Source organism: Streptomyces sp. NPDC101181, from assembly GCF_044767975.1.
Taxonomy (GTDB): Bacteria; Actinomycetota; Actinomycetes; order Streptomycetales; family Streptomycetaceae; genus Streptomyces.
Map to the genome: position 1 here is coordinate 1 of NZ_JBIWOX010000032.1, position 20,525 is coordinate 20,525.

At 70.5% G+C, this 20,525-nt stretch carries 20 protein-coding genes and 1 riboswitch; of the genes, 9 read left to right on the forward strand and 11 right to left on the reverse strand.

Annotated features, from left to right (window positions below; all coding sequences use genetic code 11):
- Positions 1-134: 134 nt before the first annotated feature.
- Positions 135-587, reverse strand: coding sequence for a GNAT family N-acetyltransferase (locus tag ACIRRU_RS29645; RefSeq protein WP_403685490.1), 453 nt, complete (start codon positions 585-587; stop codon positions 135-137).
- Positions 588-628: 41 nt separating this feature from the next.
- On the reverse strand, positions 629-1,093 hold the full coding sequence (locus ACIRRU_RS29650; RefSeq protein ID WP_403685492.1) for a MarR family winged helix-turn-helix transcriptional regulator: 465 nt from the start codon (positions 1,091-1,093) through the stop codon (positions 629-631).
- Positions 1,094-1,232: 139 nt separating this feature from the next.
- On the opposite strand from ACIRRU_RS29650, the gene ACIRRU_RS29655 reads away from it, so the two are divergent.
- The gene (locus tag ACIRRU_RS29655) at positions 1,233-2,441 is read left to right on the forward strand and encodes an MFS transporter (RefSeq protein WP_403685494.1); all 1,209 of its coding nucleotides are present in this window, start codon (positions 1,233-1,235) and stop codon (positions 2,439-2,441) included.
- A gap of 16 nt (positions 2,442-2,457) precedes the next feature.
- On the opposite strand, the gene ACIRRU_RS29660 is transcribed toward ACIRRU_RS29655, so the two are convergent.
- The 5 genes from ACIRRU_RS29660 to ACIRRU_RS29680 form a co-directional block, all read right to left on the reverse strand.
- Complete coding sequence (locus ACIRRU_RS29660) at positions 2,458-3,354, reverse strand: GNAT family N-acetyltransferase (protein ID WP_403685495.1); 897 nt, start codon at positions 3,352-3,354, stop codon at positions 2,458-2,460.
- A gap of 4 nt (positions 3,355-3,358) precedes the next feature.
- On the reverse strand, positions 3,359-3,886 hold the full coding sequence (locus ACIRRU_RS29665; protein ID WP_403685496.1) for a DUF2269 domain-containing protein: 528 nt from the start codon (positions 3,884-3,886) through the stop codon (positions 3,359-3,361).
- Positions 3,887-4,005: 119 nt separating this feature from the next.
- Positions 4,006-4,485: an NUDIX domain-containing protein gene (locus tag ACIRRU_RS29670; RefSeq protein ID WP_403685498.1), complete on the reverse strand. Its 480-nt coding sequence runs from the start codon at positions 4,483-4,485 to the stop codon at positions 4,006-4,008.
- 210 nt (positions 4,486-4,695) lie between these two features.
- On the reverse strand, positions 4,696-5,826 hold the full coding sequence (locus ACIRRU_RS29675; protein WP_403685500.1) for a cystathionine gamma-lyase: 1,131 nt from the start codon (positions 5,824-5,826) through the stop codon (positions 4,696-4,698).
- A 126-nt stretch (positions 5,827-5,952) separates the two neighbouring features.
- A complete protein-coding gene (locus tag ACIRRU_RS29680) occupies positions 5,953-6,330 on the reverse strand; it encodes a phage holin family protein (protein WP_403685502.1) in 378 nt (125 codons plus the stop codon).
- A gap of 90 nt (positions 6,331-6,420) precedes the next feature.
- On the opposite strand from ACIRRU_RS29680, the gene ACIRRU_RS29685 reads away from it, so the two are divergent.
- The 4 genes from ACIRRU_RS29685 (at position 6,421) to ACIRRU_RS29700 (ending at position 8,768) form a co-directional block, all read left to right on the forward strand.
- Positions 6,421-6,738, forward strand: a complete 318-nt coding sequence (locus ACIRRU_RS29685) for a cupin domain-containing protein (protein ID WP_403685503.1) — start codon at positions 6,421-6,423, stop codon at positions 6,736-6,738.
- Positions 6,739-6,858: 120 nt separating this feature from the next.
- Entirely contained in the window at positions 6,859-7,071 is a 213-nt protein-coding gene (locus tag ACIRRU_RS29690; RefSeq protein ID WP_363203628.1) for a DUF5326 family protein, read from the forward strand.
- 363 nt (positions 7,072-7,434) lie between these two features.
- Positions 7,435-8,229, forward strand: a complete 795-nt coding sequence (locus ACIRRU_RS29695; RefSeq protein WP_403685504.1) for an IclR family transcriptional regulator — start codon at positions 7,435-7,437, stop codon at positions 8,227-8,229.
- A 101-nt stretch (positions 8,230-8,330) separates the two neighbouring features.
- Positions 8,331-8,768, forward strand: a complete 438-nt coding sequence (locus ACIRRU_RS29700; protein WP_363203514.1) for an SsgA family sporulation/cell division regulator — start codon at positions 8,331-8,333, stop codon at positions 8,766-8,768.
- Between the two features lie 7 nt (positions 8,769-8,775).
- On the opposite strand, the gene ACIRRU_RS29705 is transcribed toward ACIRRU_RS29700, so the two are convergent.
- Positions 8,776-10,131, reverse strand: coding sequence for a YibE/F family protein (locus ACIRRU_RS29705; RefSeq protein WP_403685506.1), 1,356 nt, complete (start codon positions 10,129-10,131; stop codon positions 8,776-8,778).
- A gap of 70 nt (positions 10,132-10,201) precedes the next feature.
- Positions 10,202-10,336: riboswitch (TPP riboswitch) on the forward strand.
- Here ACIRRU_RS29705 and thiC point away from each other — a divergent pair.
- Complete coding sequence (gene thiC / locus ACIRRU_RS29710; RefSeq protein ID WP_403685508.1) at positions 10,329-12,119, forward strand: phosphomethylpyrimidine synthase ThiC; 1,791 nt, start codon at positions 10,329-10,331, stop codon at positions 12,117-12,119. Its footprint overlaps the riboswitch before it by 8 nt.
- A 303-nt stretch (positions 12,120-12,422) precedes the next feature.
- Here the strand turns inward: thiC and ACIRRU_RS29715 are convergent, their stop codons facing one another.
- The 3 genes from ACIRRU_RS29715 to ACIRRU_RS29725 form a co-directional block, all read right to left on the reverse strand.
- The gene (locus ACIRRU_RS29715; RefSeq protein WP_403685510.1) at positions 12,423-13,253 is read right to left on the reverse strand and encodes a hypothetical protein; all 831 of its coding nucleotides are present in this window, start codon (positions 13,251-13,253) and stop codon (positions 12,423-12,425) included.
- Positions 13,254-13,449: 196 nt separating this feature from the next.
- Positions 13,450-14,670, reverse strand: a complete 1,221-nt coding sequence (locus ACIRRU_RS29720; protein ID WP_403685533.1) for a metallophosphoesterase — start codon at positions 14,668-14,670, stop codon at positions 13,450-13,452.
- Between the two features lie 269 nt (positions 14,671-14,939).
- Positions 14,940-16,052 (reverse strand): LacI family DNA-binding transcriptional regulator, encoded by a 1,113-nt coding sequence (locus ACIRRU_RS29725; RefSeq protein ID WP_096629812.1) that lies wholly within the window; start codon positions 16,050-16,052, stop codon positions 14,940-14,942.
- Between the two features lie 452 nt (positions 16,053-16,504).
- On the opposite strand from ACIRRU_RS29725, the gene hisC reads away from it, so the two are divergent.
- The 3 genes from hisC (at position 16,505) to cydB (ending at position 20,502) form a co-directional block, all read left to right on the forward strand.
- Positions 16,505-17,584, forward strand: a complete 1,080-nt coding sequence (gene hisC / locus ACIRRU_RS29730) for a histidinol-phosphate transaminase (RefSeq protein ID WP_403685512.1) — start codon at positions 16,505-16,507, stop codon at positions 17,582-17,584.
- A 388-nt stretch (positions 17,585-17,972) separates the two neighbouring features.
- Entirely contained in the window at positions 17,973-19,484 is a 1,512-nt protein-coding gene (locus ACIRRU_RS29735; protein ID WP_403685514.1) for a cytochrome ubiquinol oxidase subunit I, read from the forward strand.
- A 16-nt stretch (positions 19,485-19,500) separates the two neighbouring features.
- Positions 19,501-20,502, forward strand: a complete 1,002-nt coding sequence (cydB, locus tag ACIRRU_RS29740) for a cytochrome d ubiquinol oxidase subunit II (protein WP_403685515.1) — start codon at positions 19,501-19,503, stop codon at positions 20,500-20,502.
- Positions 20,503-20,525: the final 23 nt, after the last annotated feature.

Genomic DNA, 20,525 nt, shown 5'->3' on the forward strand with positions numbered 1-20,525 from the left:
GGGGGGGGGGGGGGGTGGGGGGGGGGGGGGGGGGGGGGGGGGGGGGGGGCCCGCCGCCCGGGGGGGGGGGGGGGGGGGGGGGGTTTTCCCCCACCACCCCCCCCCCCCCCGCTCCCCCGGGGACCTGCCGCCGGTCAGAGAGCCAGTTTGAAACCCAGATGGCTGGCCGTGAAGCCTAGCCGCTCGTAGAAGCGGTGTGCGTCCTCGCGGCTGGCGTCCGAGGTGAGCTGTACCAGTTGGCAGTTCTGGCGGCGTGACTCGTCCACCGCCCACTGGATGAGCTGGGTACCGAGACCGCTGCCGCGTTCGTCGCGCTGGACACGTACGCCCTCGATGATCGAGCGGGTCGCGCCGCGGCGGGAGAGGCCGGGAACGATGGTCAGCTGCAGGGTGCCGACGACGCGGCCTTCGCGCACGGCGACGACGACGTGCTGGTTGGGGTCGTCGGCCAGCCTCCGCAGCGCCGTCCGGTACGGAGTCGGATCGTCCGGTGACTCGCGCTGTGCGCCGAGCGGATCGTCGGCGAGCATGGCGACCACCGCCGAGAGGTCGTCCTCGGTGACGGGGCGTATGTCGAGATCGCTCATGATCGGCATCCTAGAGGGTGCCCTGCCGGCCGGGGCGGACGTCAGGCCCGCGCCGGGACCTTGAGCTCTTCGACCGCCCTGACCAGGGGGGCCAGTTCGGGATTCTCCGCCGCCTCGTCCAGCGCGGTCCGCAGTGCGCGGTCATTGGTCGGCCGGGCTGCTTCGAGCAGTGCGAGTCCGGCTTCGGTGACGTCGGTGTAGATGCCCCGGCGGTCGGTGTCGCACAGATACCGGGTGAGCAGCCCGCGGTCCTCCAGCCGGGTGACCAGGCGGGTGGTGGCGCTCTGGCTCAGGACCACCGCGTCGGCGACCTGCTTCATCTGGAGGTGGCCGCCGGTGCCGTTGTGCTGCCGGCTCAGGACGTCGAGCAGCGAGTACTCGCGTGCGCTGAGGCCGTGTCCCGCCTGGAGGGCTCGCTCGATCCGGGCCTCGATCTTCCCGTGCAGCAGGGAGAGGGCACACCAGCTCTGGGCGATGGCGGTCAGGGCGGGGTCGGTCGCTGTCATGTCTCTCTCCTCCGGGCGGGAGCGGCGTGCCTCCAGGATAGGGGACGGGCGCAATAGCCCGCGCTTGCAATTAAGGAGCGTCTGCAATTATTGTCGACGCTTGTAAAGCGCACGCGCAATGCCAAGGAGGGTCATATCCATGCCGCTCGCGCTCCTCGCTCTCGCCATCGGGGCGTTCGGGATCGGAACGACCGAGTTCGTGATCATGGGGCTGCTCCCCGAGGTCGCGGCGGACTTCCACGTCTCGATCCCGACCGCAGGCTTCCTGGTCACCGGCTACGCGCTCGGCGTGGTCCTCGGCGCCCCGCTGATGACCCTGCTGGGCACCCGTGTCACCCGTAAACGCATGCTGATGCTGCTCATGGGCCTGTTCATCGTGGGCAACGTGGTCTCCGCGCTCGCCCCCGTCTTCGGCGTCATGCTCGCCGGGCGGGTGGTCGCCTCCCTCGCGCACGGTGCCTTCTTCGGCATCGGTTCGGTGGTCGCGGCCGACCTGGTCGCTCCGCAGAAGAAGGCCGGAGCGATCGCGATGATGTTCACCGGGCTCACCGTCGCCAACGTCGTCGGAGTGCCGCTCGGCACCTACATCGGCCAGTCCGCGGGCTGGCGGACCACGTTCCTGATCGTCGCGGCCCTCGGTGTCCTCGGACTTCTCGGCGTCGCGAAGCTCGTCCCCGAGCAGCCGAGGCCGCAGGGCGTACGCATCCGCCACGAGCTGGCCGCGTTCCGCAACGTCCAAGTGCTGCTGGCCATGGCGATGACCGTCCTGGGCTTCGGCGGAGTCTTCGCCGCCATCACCTACATCACCCCGATGATGACGGAGATCGCCGGATACTCGGCCTCGTCCGTCACCTGGCTGCTGGTCCTCTTCGGCCTCGGCATGGTGGGCGGCAACCTGATCGGAGGAAAGTTCGCCGACCGTCGCCTGATGCCGATGCTCTACGTCTCGCTCGGCGCGCTCACCCTGGTCCTCGCCCTGTTCACCGTGACGGCCCACGACAGGACCGCCGCCGCCGTCACCGTCGTCCTGATCGGTGCCCTGGGCTTCGCCACCGTGCCCCCGTTGCAGAAGCGGGTCCTCGACCAGGCGGCGGGCGCGCCCACCCTGGCCTCCGCGGTCAACATCGGGGCCTTCAACCTCGGCAACGCCCTGGCCGCCTGGCTCGGCGGTCTTGTGATCGCCGCGGGCCTCGGCTACACCGCCCCCAACTGGGTCGGCGCGGCACTCGCCTCGTCGGCCCTGGTCCTGGCCGTGCTCTCCGGACTGCTGGAGCGCCGTGCGTCCACCACGGACCGGAGCTCCGTCGGGAGCGGCCCCGAGCCGGTGGCCGTCGCCGCCCGGCGCTGAGCCCGCTCTCCGGGGGTCAGGCCGTCGCGAGGGTGAGCGGGGCGAACCTGCGGGCCGCGTTCCCCGGCAGGTCGGGGATGCCGTACGTCATCACGGTGGTTCCGGACAGCGGCTCCAGACCGCGGTCCACCAGCCAGGAGAGAAGTTCCTCGTGCCGGGCTTCCACGTCGATCCGCAGCGGCCGGTCCGTCGTCGCGGCCAGCGCGGCGACCAGGGCCCGAGCGGTGCCCGTGTCCTGGGCGACCAGCGGGCCGACCACATGGGAGTGACCGCTCGGCCAGAGCGCCGCGTAGCCGACCAGCCGGCCGTCCTGCTCGGCGACCTGGAGCCGGTCGCAGAAGGCGGGGAGCCGGGCGAGGAGATGGGTCCGGTCGACGCCGAACACGGGGAGGTCGAGGCGGACGATCGCCTGGAGGTCGGCGGCCTCCGCCGGTCGCGTCGTCACGGGCGGGAACGACGCAGGGGAGACGGCGGGGGAGCCGACGGCGCCCTCGGCCCGGAAGCTTCCGCCGACCCGCTCGGCCCGGCCCACGACGGAGAAGCCGAGCTTCTCGTAGAGCGGCCGCCCCGCCGCCGTGGCGAACAGAGCGAGCGGAGTGCCCTGGACGTCGTTCATCACCCGGCGCATGAGCTGTCGGGCGAGCCCCTGCCCCGCGTGACGTTCGGCGACGAGCAGCATCCCGACGGCGGCGAGCCGTGGCCCGTACGACATCAGCAGGCAGGTTCCCGCCAGCCCCTTGCCGTCCGGGGCGTCGATGCCGTACGCCGTACCCGCGGAGAGCAGGAGCCCCCACCGGTGCTCGTCGCGCGGCCAGCCGCGCTCCTCGCAGAGATCGGCGCAGGCGACCAGGTCCTCCCGGACCAGGCGCCGGATCGGCAGGTCGGAGGGAGAGCGGGGTGATGGGCTGTGCATGGGGTCAGGCTGTCGGACGCGATGATCGCGCGTCCACCGATTTGGCGGAACTGGCCGAGAACCGCAGGCGCTTGCCGTACCGGGTGAGACCCCAGGGCTTGAGCACCGAGACGGCGGTGATGAAGAGGTAGGTGACCGTGGCGACGGATGGCGCGATCACCAGGTTGATGTCCGAGGCTCCTTCGGCGACCGCCGTGTTGATTCCGGGGCGCAGTGAGAAGACGGACAGACCCGTCGTGATCAGGGTCAGCCAGAACTTGATCCATACCCAGCGGTGCCGGGCCAGCCCCCAGGGGGTGCCCAGAGCCAGGACCAGGCCGCTCACCGGCGCCAGCAGGGCCACCGGGACCACCAGCCAGTCACCGAAGATCTTCATGGCCCGGGTGGCGGCCTCAGCGGTGGCGAGGTTTTCCGTGAGGAACGCGGTGGTGCCGAGCGCCAGCAGGCCGACGGTCAGGCCGAGCCAGCTGACGGAGACGGCGACATGGACGACGAGGAGCCCTCGGCGGGCGGAGCGCTGGAGTGGTTTCACGTGAAACACGATGCCGAGCGGGGCGCCCCGGGTCGTCCGGCACCGGGAGTATCCAGCGCTACCGGCGGGGGAGTACGTCGCGGCGCGCCCCGCCGCGCCTGCGCGTCACGAGGAGCGGGTCAGCCCAGGTCGGGGGCGTGCATCGCCCGTACGCCTTCGATGTTGCCGTCCAGGTAGTGCCGCAGGGACAGCGGTACGAGGTGCACGGCCGCGATCCCGACCCGGCTGAACGGCACCCGGACGATCTCGTAATCCCCGCAGGGCTCATCGATCTCCGGGCCGTGGCGCCGGGAGAGGTCCATCGAGGCCAGTCGGCAGACGAAGAAGTGCTGGACCTTCACCCCCGTCACGCCGCCGTCCGCGATGTGCTCGACGGTGTCGACGAAGCACGGGACCACATCGACGATCTTGGCGCCCAGCTCCTCGTCGACCTCGCGGTGCAGGGCGTCCACGACGGTGGCGTCCTCCGGCTCGACCCCGCCGCCGGGCGTGAGCCAGTACGGGTCGACCCCCGGCTTCGTCCGCTTGATGAGGACGAGATCGCTGCCGTCGAGCAGGATGGCGCGTGCGGTGCGCTTGACCACAGGACGTTCGGTCATGGCAAGAGAGTGGCCCGCGGAGCACCGTCTGAAACTCCCGCCGGACCATCGGCTCGCCGCTCGCCGCTCCCTTGGGCGACGCCTGTTCACCGATCGGGGCTGCGGGCCGGACGCGCGGACGTCGGCCCAACCGGCCCAACCGGCCCAACCGACCTGACCGACCCGGCCGAACCCGCGACGTGGTGCGCGTCCGGCGTCGATCCCCGGCTCCTACGCGGCCCGGCTCGCCGCGTGCAGCGCCTGCTCGACGTCGGCCAGCAGGTCCTCGGGGTCCTCCGCACCGACCGAGAAGCGGATGAAGCCCTCCGCCACGGCGTCGCCGCCCCAGCGGCCGCGGCGTTCGGCGGTGGAGCGGACGCCGCCGAAGCTGGTCGCGTCGTCGACGAGCCGCAGCCCGGCCAGGAAGCGCTCGGCGCTCTCCCGGTCGGCCAGCTCGAAGGAGACCACCGAACCGAACCGCCGCATCTGCCGTGCGGCCGTGACGTGCGAGGGGTCGGTGGGCAGCCCCGGGTAGCGCAGCCCGGTGACCTCGGGCCGTTTCGCCAGCGCCTCGGCGAGGGCGAGAGCGGTGGAGCACTGGCGGTCGACGCGCAGCTGGAGGGTGGCCAGGGAACGGTGGGCGAGCCAGGCCTCCATCGGGCCGGGGATCGCCCCGACGACCTTGCGCCAGCGCCGCACGTCTGCGGTGAGCCGGGGGTCGCGGCAGGTCACATGGCCCAGCAGGATGTCGCCGTGCCCGGTCATGCCCTTGGTGTCGCTGGCCACCGAGAAGTCGGCGCCCAGCTCCAGCGGGCGCTGGCCGATGGGAGTGGCCAGGGTGTTGTCGACGGCTACCAGGGCGCCGGCTGCGTGCGCGGCCTCCACCAGCCGCCGGATGTCACAGACGTCCAGGCCGGGGTTGGACGGGCTCTCGATCCACAGCAGCTTCGCTCCTTCCAGCAGAGCGAGCTGTGCGTCTCCGCCGGTCGGGGCGGTCCGCACGGCAACGCCGTACGCCGCCAGCTGCTCCCGTACGAGTGGCAGCGCCTGGTAGCCGTCGTCCGGCAGGACCACGGTGTCCCCGGAGCGGACCTGGGAGAGCAGGACCGCGGTGATCGCCGCCATGCCCGAGGCGAAGACCATCGTGCCGACCTCCTCACCGGGCGCCTCCAGCTCGCCGATGGCCCGCTCCAGGTGCGTCCACGTCGGGTTGGTGTCGCGGCCGTAGGTGTAGGGGCCGACGGGCTCGCCAGAGAGGTGGAAGTGTGCGGCGAAGACCGGACCGGGCAGGGTGGGCTCGAACTGCTGTGGTTCGGGAAGCCCGGCGCGTACCGCCCGCGTTCCGTCGCCCATGGTGCTCATGCTGCTCCTTCGCTGGTCTCCCCCGGTGGCTGCCGTGGTGGTCCGCACTCTTCCAGAGGCCCGGAGCGGCGGTCGGGCGCGTCCGGGATCCGGGCGGCCGGACGCAGGCCCCCGGAGATCCGGACGTCAGTCCTCGTCGGGCAGGACGACGTTGAGCGCCCAGGAGACGACCGAGATGATCAGGCCGCCGAGCACCGCCGTCCAGAAGCCCTCGACGTGGAAGCTGAGGTCGAACACGCCCGCCAGCCAGGAGGTCAGCATCAGCATCAGGGCATTGACCACCAAGGTGATCAGTCCCAGCGTCAGGATGAACAACGGGAAGGTCAGCAGCTGGACCACCGGCTTCACCAGGAAGTTCACCAGCCCGAAGATCAGCGCGACCAGGATCAGGGTGAGGACCTTGCGGCCGGTGCTGCCACCCTCCAGCGTGATGCCGCTCAGCAGCCAGATGGCCACGGCCAGCGCACCCGCGTTGGCGATCGTCTTGACTACGAAATTCTTCATGTGTCTGATCGTGGCAGACATGATCGATGGTGGACACCGGCGGCAGAGCCACCACCACCGGCAGCACGGGCGACCAGGGGCGGACGGACCATGAAGGCATTCAGACTGGATGAGCTGGAGGCGGAGCGGGCCGCCAACGACGGCGCGTACCTGCAGTTCGTACGGGAGCGGAACATGTCCGTCGGCCTGTACGCCCTGAACGCGGGGGACCTCGACCCCCAGCAGCCGCACCAGCAGGACGAGGTCTACTTCGTCGTCAGCGGCCGCGCGTCGCTCACGGTGGGGACGGAGACGACGCAGGTCGGCCGGGGCAGCGTCGTCTACGTGCCGGCGGGGGCCGCACACAAGTTCCACCACATCACCGAGGATCTGCGGGTGATGGTCGTCTTCTCGCCGCCCGAGGGCTGAACCCGGGATTCCCTAAGGGTTCGATCAGGGGTCTTCAAGGGCTGCCGGGTCCCCGCCGGGGTGCTCCGCGCGCTTAGCATCGAGGCAGGAACCCAGAGAGACGAGGTAGTGGCGATGGCCGTGCGGGAGATATTCGCAGGGATGCCCTGGTGGGTGAAGTGGGTGGCGATTCCCGTGATCGCGATCTTCGTGTTCGGCGGGCTGATCGCCAGCGTGGTCGGCTTCGTGGTCGGTCTGCTCTTCAAGGTGCTGCTCTTCGTCGTCCTGGTCGGCGGGCTGATCTTCGTGGTGCGGAAGTTCATGGCGTCCTCGTCCTCGCGAGGCGACTGGTAGTACCCGTCCGGGGGCCGGTGCCCAGGCCGCCCCCGGGGATTAGCCCAGCTGAGCTAAGTCGTGGAGAAAACCACCCGTCTGCCGGAAGCGGCCGATACAGTGGCACACCGTTGCTGCTATCCGGAATGTGACCTTCTGTCACTCCGACCGGGGTCACTGATCCGGACAGGACGCCCCTGACGGAACGACGCCGTTCGGCACGGCGGTTCGGTCCTGGGCCTCCGATTCGCCGACGCCCGGCCCGGTCCTCGCCGACCACCGGTCTCGGCCCCGGTTCCCTCCGGTCCCCGGGATCGCGGCAGGCCCGTGGGGGCGGCCTCCACGGGAGGGCCGACGGCCCGTCACCATGGCTGGGGGTGACCTTTGACCACGGCATCGAGCACCGCTGTCCCGACGTTGATCGGTTCGGTGCAGCGCGCCTTGAGGCTGCTGGAGGCTGTGGGCGCCTACCGGGACGGGGCACCGGCCAAGCAGCTCGCCCGTCAGGCCGGACTCCCGCTGCCGACCGCGTACCACCTGCTCCGCACGCTCGCCCACGAGGGCTATCTCCGCCGTGAGAACGGGGTCTTCCGCCTCGGCGCCGCCGCCGCGAACCTGACCGCGGCCCCGGGGCTCAGGAGCCGGGCCGTCCCGGAGACGGGGGACCGTCCCGCTTCCGTCGCCGACTCCCTCGGCCACTGGCGGGACATCATCGGCGTCCCCGTGTACTGCGCCGTCTACTGCGACGGTGAGATCGAGGTCATCGCGGTCGCGGATGTCCCCGACGCCCCCGCGGCGGAGGAGTGGGCCTCCTTCCGCGAGACCGGTCACGCGCACGCGATCGGCCAGTGCTTGCTCGCCCAACTCGACGAGAAAGCACGCGAGGACCACCTCGACCGACACCCCGTACGCCCCCTCACCCGTTACTCAGTGCGAGATCGCGCGGCGCTTCTGGAGCGGCTGCGGACGCTCCGCAGAGGTGAACCGGTCATCGAACGCCAGGAGTACACCCTGGGGACCGTGTGTGCCGCGATTCCGGTCACAGCCGGTGCCACCATTGCGGCGATGGCCATTTCCGTACCCCTGGATCGGGAGGAGCGGTTGCTGCCCGCAGTCGAACAACTACGTGGCGAAGTGGCCAGCCTCTTGCGTTCGTTCGTGTTCTCTATCAGTATCTGAAAAATCACTCCTTGTGATCTGCTATCGCGTGCACCACGATGGCGTCAATAGGGCCACGGGGGATCATTCCTGGCCAGTTTCATCTACCGCGGGGTTGAACGATGCGCGAGTCGGTCCAAGCAGAGGTCATGATGAGCTTCCTCGTCTCCGAGGAGCTCTCGTTCCGTATCCCGGTGGAACTCCGGTACGAGGTCGGCGATCCGTACGCCATCCGGATGACGTTCCACCTGCCCGGCGATGCCCCTGTGACCTGGGCATTCGGCCGCGAGCTGCTGCTGGACGGGCTCAACAGCCCGAGCGGCGACGGAGATGTGCACATCGGGCCGACCGAGCCGGAAGGGCTGGGAGACGTCCACATCCGGCTTCAGGTCGGCGAGGACCGGGCGTTGTTCCGCGCGGGTACGGCACCGCTGGTGGCGTTTCTCGACCGGACGGACAAGCTGGTGCCGCTCGGTCAGGAGCACACGCTGGGTGACTTCGACGAGAACCTGGAGGAGGCGCTCGGCCGCATCCTCGCCGAGGAGCAGAACGCCGGGTGACCGTCCGTCACTTCTTGCGGCGGCGCCCCTTCCCTGACCGTGCGGGCGCGGCGGCCGTGGCCGCGACGGCGCCGCCGCCCGGACGGTCCGCGGAGACCACGAGCGCGGCGAGCACCGTGGTCACCGGCACCGAGGCGACCAGACCGATCGAACCGACCAGCGTCCGGACGATCTCCTCGGCGATCAGTTCACTGTTGGCGACCGTCCCCACACCGCTCTGGGCGATGGAGAAGAGCAGCAGCAGCGGCAGCGCCGCGCCCGCGTACGCCAGTACCAGGGTGTTGACCACCGAGGCGATGTGGTCCCGCCCGATCCGGATACCCGCCCGGTAGAGCCCCTTCCACCCCATGTCCGGGTCGGCCTGGTGGAGTTCCCAGACGGCGGAGGTCTGGGTGACCGTCACATCGTCCAGGACCCCCAGCGAACCGATGATGACGCTCGCGAGCAGCAGACCGCTCATGTCGATGTCCGGGTACAGACCGTGGATGAGCCCGGTGTTGTCGTCGGTGTTGCCGCTCAGCTTCGCCCAGCCGATGAACAGGGAGCCCAGCAGGCCGATCAGCAGCAGCGAGATCAGCGTGCCGATGACCGCGACGGACGTACGGGCCGTCACCCCGTGACACATGTAGAGCGCCGCCAGCATGATCGCGCTGGCCCCGATCACCGCCACCACCAGCGGGTTCGATCCTTGCAGGATCGCCGGCAGGATGAACAGGGTCAGCACGGCGAACGACACGGCGAGCGCCACCAGCGCCATCACGCCGCGCATCCGCCCCACCACCACCACCGCCAGCGCGAAGATCCCGGCCAGCAGTGCCAGCGGAACCTTCCGGTCCACGTCGGTCACCGAGTACTGGAGGTCGCGCGGCGCGTCGGGGGCGTACGCCACGACCACGCCCTGGCCCTCGCTGAGCTGGCGCGGCGCGTCCGGCTGGACCACCTCCACGAACTCGCGGCCCTTGTCCGGCCCGGTGGTCACCTCGACCGTGGCCTTCGCGCACTCCCCCTCCTGTTCGTTGACCGCTTCCCGGCCCGAGGGCGTGGAGGTGTCGCCGGTCGGGGGCACCTGCGCGGCGTTGACGTCGGCGCAGTCCACCTTGACGACCTGGACGACCCGGCCGTCCTGGGTCTGCCGGTCGAAGCCGACACCGGTGCGCTCGTGCTCGGGGGCGCCGCCGGGCCAGAGCGCGATCAGGCCGACGACGACCGCCGTCGCGAACGGGATCAGCACCGCGGCGATCACCTTGCGCAGGTGCTGGGAGACCGGGGCGGCCGGGCCGTGGCTGTGTGCGTGCCCGTGGGAGTGGCCGTGCGGGGGGCCCTGGGGCGGCTGGGGTGCGGGGTCGCTCTGGGGAGAGGTCACGGAGCGATCATCGCAAGAACGGGAGGGCCCTCTGGTCAGCTCGCCGGAAAGGACGCTAGCGTGGAGGCACCTTTGCACACGCGGGAGCTCGGAGCACCGGGCTGAGAGGGCGCTGATCGCCGTACATCCGTACGGGACACGGCTGCGCCGACCGCCGAACCTGTTACCGGGTAATGCCGGCGTAGGGAGTAGGTCTCATGACCACATCGGACGCACGCACGCCTGCCTCGAAAGAGCACGCCGAGAACCTGGGCGACGAGGCCGGGAAGTCCATCGGCTGGCACAAGGGGTACGTCCAGGGCTCGCGCCCGGACCTGAGGGTGCCGGTCCGCCAGGTGCACCTCACCAACGGCCGCCACGTGACGCTGTACGACACCTCGGGGCCGTACACCGACATCTCCGTCGACACCGACGTCCGCCGGGGTCTCGCGGCCCTGCGGGAGAACTGGATCATCGCCCGCGGCGACACCGAGGAGTACGCGGGACGCCCGGTCCGCCCCGAGGACGACGGGGTCAGGCACACCTCGCCGCGCGGCGGACTGCGCAACCTCGACGCGGTCTTCCCCGGCCGCCCGCGCCAGCCCCGGCGCAGCCGCGACGGACGCCCCGTCACCCAGCTCGCGTACGCCCGGCGCGGGGAGATCACCCCGGAAATGGAGTACGTCGCGATCCGGGAGAACGTCGAGCCCGAGGTCGTACGGGAGGAGATCGCGGCGGGGCGGGCGGTGCTGCCCGCCAACGTCAACCACCCCGAGATCGAGCCGATGATCATCGGCAAGCGGTTCCTGGTGAAGGTCAACGCCAACATCGGCAACTCGGCCGTCACCTCCTCCATCGAGGAGGAGGTGGACAAGATGACCTGGGCGACCCGGTGGGGCGCCGACACGGTCATGGACCTGTCCACCGGCCGCAACATCCACACCACCCGCGAGTGGGTGCTGCGCAACTCCCCCGTGCCGATCGGCACCGTCCCGCTCTACCAGGCCCTGGAGAAGGTCGACGGCCGGGCCGAGGAGCTGAGCTGGGAGATCTACAAGGACACCGTCATCGAACAGGCCGAGCAGGGCGTGGACTACATGACGGTGCACGCCGGAGTGCGCCTGTCCTACGTCCCGCTGACGGCCCGTCGCAAGACCGGGATCGTCTCGCGCGGCGGGTCGATCATGGCGGCCTGGTGCCTGGCGCACCACAAGGAGTCGTTCCTCTACGAGCACTTCGAGGAGCTGTGCGAGATCCTCGCGGCGTACGACGTCACCTACTCGCTCGGTGACGGGCTGCGTCCCGGGTCGATCGCGGACGCCAACGACGAGGCGCAGTTCGCCGAACTGCGCACGCTCGGCGAGCTGAACACGATCGCCAAGCGGTCCGGGGTGCAGACGATGATCGAAGGCCCCGGGCACGTCCCGATGCACAAGATCAAGGAGAACATCGACCTCCAGCAGGAGATCTGCGAGGAGGCCCCGTTCTACACGCTCGGCCCGCTGACCACTGATGTCGCGCCCGGCTACGACCACATCACCTCCGGCATCGGCGCCGCGATGATCGCGTGGTGGGGCACGGCGATGCTCTGCTACGTCACGCCCAAGGAGCATCTGGGGCTGCCCGACCGGGACGACGTGAAGACGGGTGTCATCACCTACAAGATCGCCGCCCACGCGGCCGACCTCGCCAAGGGGCACCCGGACGCTCAGGATTGGGACGACGCGCTCTCGGACGCGCGGTTCGAGTTCCGGTGGGAGGACCAGTTCAACCTGGCCCTCGACCCGGACACGGCCCGGGAGTTCCACGACGAGACGCTGCCCGCCGAGCCGGCGAAGACGGCGCACTTCTGCTCGATGTGCGGGCCGAAGTTCTGCTCGATGAAGATCTCCCAGGACATCCGCCGTCAGCACGGCGGCTCGCAGGAGGAGATCGAGGAGGGCATGGCCGAGAAGTCGAAGGAGTTCGCGGCCGCGGGCAACCGCGTCTATCTGCCCATCGCCGACTGACGTGCGCAGGGGCGCCCTCCGGGGTCCGGAGGGCAACCCGGAGCACCCGGAGCACCCGGAGCACCCCGGGGCACAACGAGCACGGCGTCAACCCGAAGCACGCTTCGCAGTTCGGCTGATCCACCCGCTCCGGTCGCTCCGCAGCGTTCCCCGGGCCGGGCGCGGCATCCGCCGCCCCGGCCCGCGGTGTGTCCGGGGGAGGGCGGGCCGCACCCCGGGGGCACGCGGTCCGGCCCGGAGGAGCGCGGTCCAGCCTGGAGGTTGCCCACGAGGCTCGGCCCGGTGGGGGGCGCGCGGTCCCGTTCAGTCCGGCTGGTGTTCGGGGCCGCCGAAGTCCGGGCTGGTGAAGTCGGGGCTGGTGAAGGTCGGCCGGGGGCCCGCGGCGGGGCCGTCGCCCGGACCGGAGAAGTCCGGCCTGCTGTAGCCGACCTTCGGGATGCGTCCCGGCGAGCGGTGCGGAGTCCGCGCGGCGGGACCCGCCGTCGGGTCGGCCAGGGCGTCCCGCAGGAACGGCAGGATGCCGCGCTCCAGCAGTGCGTGCCGCCAGGCCTCCCGGGCCCGCGCGACCTCCTCCGGAAGCTCCTGCTCCGCCGTCTCGGCGGCCAGAGACGTCGCCCCGTTGCGGAGCGCGGTGACGAGCAGCCCGACGGCGGCGACCAGAATCGCGGCGGCGGCGACCGCCGCGAAGAACCACCCGGCCGCGACCATCGAGCCGCCGAAGGCCATGGACGGGCTGACCGCCTTCAGCAGATAGCCCACGAGCAGGAAGATGACCGCCGCGGTGCCCGCCAGCAGCGGCGTCAGCACCGTGATGACCGCGCCTATCCCGGCGCCCGACAGGGCCGTACCGCTCGCCGCCCCCGCGGGGAGCGAGTCGTCGTCCGCCTCGTCGGAGGCGGACGCGCCGCGCAGTTCGCCGCGCGCCTGGACGTAGTGCTCGTACTCGGTGGCCGCGGCCGCCGTTATCAGGGCCGTGGCGCTGAGCGCCATGGTGCGCAGCTGTTCGGTGTTGAGCCGGTCACCGACGCCCTCCAGATCCGGGCGTTCGTGAGCGTGACGCAGTGCGTCGCCCAGGATCCGCTCGTACTCGGGACCGTCCTCGGCCAGCAGGTGCGGAGCGCTTGTCATCTGCATCCCCCGATGCTCCGTCGGTGCCCGGCTGCCCGTGCGAAGGGACGACCGTGCGGAAACGGAGGAGAGCCTGCTACGGATACGCCGATGGTAGAGCGCTCACGGCAAGGGGTGACAGGGAGTTTCCGGAATTGGGCCCGGTGAGGGGCCCGACGATCGTCACGGGCGGCGCGGGCGGAACCTGGAGCGTCTTCCCCGCCTAAGCCCGGTCATGCAGGGGGAGTTGGACGACCAGCAGCTTTCCGGCCATGGTCACTCCCCCGTCCATGGCGATCGCGAGCCCGTCCGCGTACACGTGCGGGCCGTTGACCACGGGACCGGAACCGTTTTCGCCGTCCTCCGAGCCGACCTCGCCGAGCAGGTACGGGATGGGGCTGTGACCATGGACGACGCGCTGTCCGCCGTACGTCGCCATCAGCTCGCGCACCGCGTCGGCGCCGCCTTCGTCCCGGAAGGCGAACCGCTTGGTGAGCTTGCGGAAGAGATCCCAGCACTCGTCGGCGTCGTTGCGCGTGAGAATGGCCGTGATCGTGTCGTTGACGTCCTCGATGGTCGACCCGTAGTCGAGGTAGGCCGTCGTGTCGGAGTGCATCAGCAGATGGCCGTCCTCCTCGACGACCGCGTCGAGCCGGGACATCCACTGGAGGTGGACGTCCTGAAGCCGGTCCATGTCCGCCTTCTGACCACCGTTCAGCAGCCACGCCGCCTGGAAGGTGGCGGTGCCCGCGCCGGAGTTGACGGGGGTGTCGGCGAACCGCTTGGCGCCGAGCAGCAGCAGCTCGTGGTTGCCCATCAGGGCCTTGCAGTAGCCCCCGGCGGCGGCCGCCTCCGCGGAGAGCCGCATGACCAGGTCGATCACCCCGATGCCGTCCGGGCCCCGGTCGGTGAAGTCGCCCAGGAACCACAGCCGGGCGTTGCCCGCCGCCCAGTTCCCGTCGGCGTCGACGAGGCCCTGCTCGGCGAGTGCGGCCAGCAGTTCGTCCAGATAGCCGTGGACATCGCCCACGACGAAGAGCGGTCCGCGCTCGTCGTCCCCGGCGGGCCGCGGCTCGGGGTCCGTCCCCACCTGGACGGTGTCGCCGCGGTTGATGACGGGGAGGTCCCGCTCGGTCGGGGTGTAGCCCTCCGGCTCGTCGGCCACGGCGACGTTGCCCGGATGCGGATGCGGGGGCGGGGGCGGGCCGGGCATGTGCTGCGGCACGGACGCCCGGGGCGCGGGAGCCGGGTGCGGCACGGCGGCCCGCGGGACCGGAGCGTACTGCTCCGGCTCCCGGGGCGGCAGCGTCACGGGCGGCGCCGCGCCGGGCGCCTGCGGTGGCACGGGTGTCTGCGCGTACGGCGGAACCCGGAAGTCACGCAACGTCGCCGTCCGCACCACGGGTTCCTGACCGGCCCCCTGAGTCATCGACCCCTCCACCACCGTCGCGCCGCCGTACACCTGACGGTCCCTGCCTGGTCGAGGTGGTCCGCGGTGTCGTGCGCCCATCATAGGAATGCGGATCGATCTGTGTGACGCACCAGGGGTGGTGAATCCGGGCGCACCCGAGGTTCACCGGCCGATTGGTCCGAAAAAAGACGATCAGTTCCCGCCAGGAGGGCGGCCTGTCCCCGTCGGCGCGAGGGCCGGTCCTCGCCGGAAGGGTGCTTCGACCCCACAGGGAGGGCGGTTCGGCCCCACCGGGAGGTGGTTCAGTCTCCGCTGGGAGAGCGTGGGGCGCTGACCGTCGTGCGCGGCGGGCGGCGTTGCGAGGAGGTCCGGACGATGAGCTCCGTCGGTATCACCTGCTCCACCGGCCCGTCGTGCTCGACCCCTTCGATGGCGTCGATGAGGAGCTGGACGACGGCGGTGCCGATGCGCCGGGGCTTGAGCGAGAGCGTCGTGATGGGCGGTTCGGTGGCCGCGTACACGGTGGATTCGCTGCAACAGACCAGCAGCAGGTCCTCCGGGACGCGCAACCCGTACCGGCGGGCCGCCGCGAGGAGGTCGGTCCCGTTCGGGTCGAAGAGCCCGTAGACCGCGTCGGGCCGGTCCGGTCGGGCGAGCAGCCGGTCGGCGGCGACGGCGCCCGCGCACGGGTCGTGGGCGGGGTAGGACTCGTAGACGGGGTCCTGGCCGACCCGCTCGCACCAGTGGAGGTAGGCGCTGGTGGAGAGCCGGGTGTATGTGTCGGTGGTGGTGCCGGTCAGCAGCCCGATCCGGCGGGCCCCGGCGGCGGCGAGATGGTCGAGGAGGTCGAGCACGGCGGCCCGGTGGTCGTTGTCGACCCAGGCGGTGACGGGCAGGGTCCCGGCCGGGCGGCCGTCCGAGACAACGGGCAGGCCCTGGCGGACCAGCTCGGTGACGACCGGGTCCTGGTCGGAGGGGTCGATGACGACGGTCCCGTCGAGCGCGACGTTCGACCAGACGTCGTGCCGGGAGGTGGCGGGGAGGATGACGAGGGCGTAGCCGCGGGCGAGGGCCGCGGAGGTCGCGGCTCTCGCCATCTCCGCGAAGTACGCGAATTCGGTGAAGGTGAAAGGTTCATTCCCGTACGTCGTCACGGTCAGGCCGATCAGTCCCGACTTGCCCGTGCGGAGGGTTCGGGCCGCGGCGGACGGGCGGTAGCCCAGGCGCTCGGCGACCTCGCGGACATGGCGGCGGGTGGCGTCCGGGAGCCTGCCCTTGCCGTTGAGCGCGTCGGAGACGGTCGTGATCGAGACTCCGGCCGCGGCGGCCACGTCACGGATGCCCGCCCGTCCCGGCCGGCCGCTGCGCCGGGGGGTCTCCGTCCGGCTCACCTGGTGCTTCCCTGCTGCTGTCATGGCGAGCCGATAGTAGGGCTCCGGAGGGTGGTCGGTCCGGTCGCATATGCCCACGTTGACAGGCACGTTTCTGCATGGTCATCTGTGCTCAAATCCCTTGCAAAGCAAGGGTGTTGGCCGCTCATGCGTCAGTGTGTCAGGTGCTGATGGGTGGCAGCCTGCCAAATGTGCCATGTCTCGAAGAGGTCTCAACTCACCACTTCGGGGGACGCGCGCCACGGAGTGAGCCACCGGCGCGCGCCAGGAGGGCGAGCGCTCCCCCGGGAAAGAGACTGAGCGCTCCCCTGGGAAAGAGGATGAGCGCTCCCCTGGGGAAGCGGCCGGAGTGGCCGCGGGGGGAGTGCCATTCCCGGGCACTGCGGTCGATTTGCCGCTCGCGCCGTTCGCACCGGGGTTCGGTCCTCATAGGGTGAGCGGTACTGCTGTGAACGGACGGTCGAGGAGGACCTGCGGTGAGCGAGACGAGCCCCAAGCTGCGTGCCGAACTGGACGGCGTCCCCGCCTACGTCCCGGGCAAGCCGGCGGCGGCCGGCGGGCCGGTCGCGTACAAGCTGTCCTCCAACGAGAACCCCTACCCGCCGCTGCCCGGTGTGCTGGAGTCGGCGCTGGCCGCCGCACAGAACTTCAACCGCTACCCGGACATGGCCTGCACCGGCCTGATCAACGAGCTGGCCGACCGTTTCGGTGTGCCTCTCTCGCACCTCGCCACCGGGACCGGGTCGGTGGGTGTGGCGCAGCAGCTCCTCCAGGCCACCTCCGGCCCGGGGGACGAGGTCGTCTACGCCTGGCGGTCCTTCGAGGCGTACCCGATCATCACGCAGGTCAGCGGCGCGACCTCGGTCAAGGTCCCGCTGACCGACGGCGATGTCCACGACCTCGACGCGATGGCGGAGGCGATCACCGACCGGACCCGGCTGATCTTCGTCTGCAACCCGAACAACCCCACCGGGACCGTGGTGCGCCGGGCCGAGCTGGAGCGGTTCGTGGACCGGGTGCCGAGCGATGTGCTGGTGGTGCTGGACGAGGCGTACAAGGAGTTCATCCGGGACGCCGATGTGCCGGACGGTCTGGAGATCTACCGGGACCGCCCCAATGTGGCGGTGCTGCGGACCTTCTCCAAGGCCTACGGTCTGGCCGGGCTGCGGGTCGGCTTCGCGGTGGCCCACGAGCCGGTGGCCGCCGCGCTGCGGAAGACCGCCGTCCCCTTCGGGGTCAGCCAGCTCGCCCAGGACGCGGCGGTGGCCTCGCTCCGCGCCGAGGACGAGCTGCTGGGCCGGGTCGGTTCGCTGGTCGCCGAGCGCTCCCGGGTGAGTAGTGCGCTGGCGGGCCAGGGGTGGACGGTGCCGGAGTCGCACGCCAACTTCGTGTGGCTGCGGCTGGGCGAGCGGACCCTGGACTTCGCCGCCGCCTGCGACCGGGCCGGTGTGGTGGTGCGGCCGTTCGCGGGGGAGGGCGTGCGGGTCACGATCGGCGAGAGCGAGGGCAACGACCTGTTCCTGAAGGCGGCGGAGGAGTTCCGCGCGGGGCTGTAGCCCGGCCCGCCCTCCACGCGCGGCCCCGCGCTCTCCTCGCCGTGCCCGGCCCGCCCCCCGGCGCATTCCTCACCGTGCCCGGCTCCGCGCGTGGCTCGTCGTGCCCGGCCCGCGCTCTCCTCGTGGTGCCCGGCCCCGCGCTCCCCTTCGCACCCGTTGAGCCCGCTCGATCCTGCGGCCCCGGACCTCGAAAGACGAGGTCCGGGGCCCTTCGCGTGGGCGGGGCGCGGGGAAGGGGTACCCCCGCCGAGGGCTCCGAAAGTGTGTGCGCCATAATTGCTTGTGAATGTGAACGCTTTCACAAGCGTGCCCTGCTTTCTCCCGTAATCGTCGGGATCAACGGGGCATAGTGCCGGTGTGACCACGGCGATGTAAGGAGACTGACGACGTGGACCTCGCTCTGGCGCCGGAGACCCTGGCGCGATGGCAGTTCGGCATCACCACCGTCTACCACTTCCTCTTCGTCCCGCTGACGATCTCGCTCGCCGCGCTGACCGCGGGCCTGCAGACCGCCTGGGTGCGGACGGACAACGAGAAGTACCTCAGGGCCACCAAGTTCTGGGGCAAGCTGTTCCTGATCAACATCGCCATGGGCGTCGTCACGGGCATCGTCCAGGAGTTCCAGTTCGGCATGAACTGGTCGGACTACTCGCGCTTCGTCGGCGACATCTTCGGCGCTCCGCTCGCCTTCGAGGCGCTGATCGCCTTCTTCTTCGAGTCCACCTTCATCGGGCTGTGGATCTTCGGCTGGGACAAGCTGCCGAAGAAGATCCACCTCGCCTGCATGTGGATGGTCTCGATCGGCACGATCCTCTCCGCCTACTTCATCCTCGCGGCCAACTCGTGGATGCAGCACCCGGTCGGCTACCGGATCAACGAGGAGCGTGGCCGCGCCGAGCTGACCGACTTCTGGCGGGTCCTCACCCAGGACACCGCGGTGACCCAGTTCTTCCACACCATCACGGCGGCGTTCCTCGTCGGCGGCGCCTTCATGGTCGGGATCGCCGCGTTCCACCTGGCCCGCAAGAAGCACATTCCGGTGATGCGGACCTCGCTGCGGCTGGGCCTGGTCACGGTCGTGATCGCCGGACTGGCCACCGCCGTCAGCGGCGACAGCCTCGCCAAGGTCATGTTCCGGCAGCAGCCGATGAAGATGGCCGCGGCCGAGGCGCTGTGGGACGGCCAGGAGCGGGCCCCGTTCTCGATCTTCGCGTACGGCGACGTCAGCGAGGGCCACAACTCCGTGGAGATCTCGCTGCCCGGCGTCCTCTCCTTCCTCGCTAACAACGACCCGGACTCCTACGTCCCCGGAATCAACGACGTCAACAAGGAGTCGCAGGAGAAGTACGGGCCCGGCGACTACCGCCCCAACATCCCGGTGGCCTTCTGGAGCTTCCGCTGGATGATCGGCTTCGGCATGGCCTCCTTCGGCCTCGGCCTGCTGGGGCTCTGGCTGACCCGTAAGAAGTTCCTGCTGCCACCGGCGCTGCGGACCGGGGAGGACGAGGTGCCGCATCTGGTCCTGTTCCGGAACAAGGCGCTGAGCCCGAAACTCACCAGGCTCTACTGGCTCGTCGCGCTCTGGACCATGCTCTTCCCGCTGATCGCCAACGCCTGGGGCTGGATCTTCACCGAGATGGGCCGCCAGCCGTGGGTGGTCTACGGGGTGCTGGAGACCCGTGCCGGGGTCTCCCCCGGTGTCTCGCAGGGCGAGGTGATCACCTCGATGACCGTCTTCACCCTGCTCTACGCGGTGCTCGCCGTGATCGAGGTGAAGCTGCTCGTGAAGTACATCAAGGCCGGACCGCCGGAACTCACCGAGGACGACCTGAACCCGCCCACCAGGATCGGCGGTCACGACGACGAAGACGCCGACCGGCCGATGGCCTTCTCGTACTGAGCCCAGGAGCTGAGAGATGGAACTCCACGACGTCTGGTTCGTGCTCATCGCCGTCCTCTGGACCGGCTACTTCTTCCTGGAGGGATTCGACTTCGGCATCGGGGTCCTCACCCGGCTGCTGGCCCGCGACCGCAAGGAGAAGCGGGTCCTGATCAACACGATCGGGCCCGTCTGGGACGGCAACGAGGTCTGGCTGCTCACCGCGGGCGGTGCGACCTTCGCCGCCTTCCCCGAGTGGTACGCCACCCTCTTCTCCGGCTTCTACCTGCCGCTGCTGATCATCCTGTTCTGTCTGATCGTGCGCGGCGTCGCCTTCGAGTACCGCGCCAAGCGGCCCGACGAGCGGTGGCAGACGAACTGGGAGACCGCGATCTTCTGGACCTCCCTGATCCCCGCCGTGCTGTGGGGCGTGGCGTTCGGGAACATCGTCCGCGGGGTGAAGATCGACGCGGACATGGAGTACGTCGGGGACTTCTGGGATCTCCTCAACCCGTACGCGATCCTCGGCGGACTCGTCACGCTCACCCTCTTCACCTTCCACGGAACGGTGTTCGCCGCCCTCAAGACGGCCGGTGACATCCGGGTCCGGGCCCGTGCCCTGGCCCTGAAGCTGGGTCCGCTCACCGCGGTGCTCGCCCTGGGCTTCCTGCTGTGGACCCAGGCCGACAACGGGGACGGCTGGAGCCTGGGGGCCCTGGTGGTGGCGGTGGTGGCGCTCCTGGCGGCGATCGGAGCCATCGCCCGGGGCCGCGAGGGCTGGTCGTTCGCACTGTCGGGGGTGACGATCGCGGCCGCGGTGGCGATGTTGTTCCTGACGCTCTTCCCGAACGTCATGCCGTCCTCGCTGAACGACGCCTGGAACCTCACGGTCACCAACGCCTCGTCCAGCCCGTACACGCTCACGATCATGACCTGGTGCGCGGGCATCGCCACCCCCGTGGTGCTGCTCTACCAGGGCTGGACGTACTGGGTCTTCCGCAAGCGCATCGGCACCCAGCACATCGCCGACGCGCACTGATCCGCCCGAGCCCCGCCGGCCCC

Bases quoted from the DNA above. Each gene is read 5' to 3' on its own strand.
- ACIRRU_RS29645 (WP_403685490.1), bottom strand. From the start codon at position 587: ATGAGCGATCTCGACATACGCCCCGTCACCGAGGACGACCTCTCGGCG.
- ACIRRU_RS29650 (WP_403685492.1), bottom strand. From the start codon at position 1,093: ATGACAGCGACCGACCCCGCCCTGACCGCCATCGCCCAGAGCTGGTGT.
- ACIRRU_RS29655 (WP_403685494.1), top strand. From the start codon at position 1,233: ATGCCGCTCGCGCTCCTCGCTCTCGCCATCGGGGCGTTCGGGATCGGA.
- ACIRRU_RS29660 (WP_403685495.1), bottom strand. From the start codon at position 3,354: ATGCACAGCCCATCACCCCGCTCTCCCTCCGACCTGCCGATCCGGCGC.
- ACIRRU_RS29670 (WP_403685498.1), bottom strand. From the start codon at position 4,485: ATGACCGAACGTCCTGTGGTCAAGCGCACCGCACGCGCCATCCTGCTC.
- ACIRRU_RS29675 (WP_403685500.1), bottom strand. From the start codon at position 5,826: ATGAGCACCATGGGCGACGGAACGCGGGCGGTACGCGCCGGGCTTCCC.
- ACIRRU_RS29680 (WP_403685502.1), bottom strand. From the start codon at position 6,330: ATGAAGAATTTCGTAGTCAAGACGATCGCCAACGCGGGTGCGCTGGCC.
- ACIRRU_RS29685 (WP_403685503.1), top strand. From the start codon at position 6,421: ATGAAGGCATTCAGACTGGATGAGCTGGAGGCGGAGCGGGCCGCCAAC.
- ACIRRU_RS29700 (WP_363203514.1), top strand. From the start codon at position 8,331: ATGCGCGAGTCGGTCCAAGCAGAGGTCATGATGAGCTTCCTCGTCTCC.
- thiC (WP_403685508.1), top strand. From the start codon at position 10,329: ATGACCACATCGGACGCACGCACGCCTGCCTCGAAAGAGCACGCCGAG.
- ACIRRU_RS29715 (WP_403685510.1), bottom strand. From the start codon at position 13,253: ATGCAGATGACAAGCGCTCCGCACCTGCTGGCCGAGGACGGTCCCGAG.
- ACIRRU_RS29725 (WP_096629812.1), bottom strand. From the start codon at position 16,052: ATGACAGCAGCAGGGAAGCACCAGGTGAGCCGGACGGAGACCCCCCGG.
- cydB (WP_403685515.1), top strand. From the start codon at position 19,501: ATGGAACTCCACGACGTCTGGTTCGTGCTCATCGCCGTCCTCTGGACC.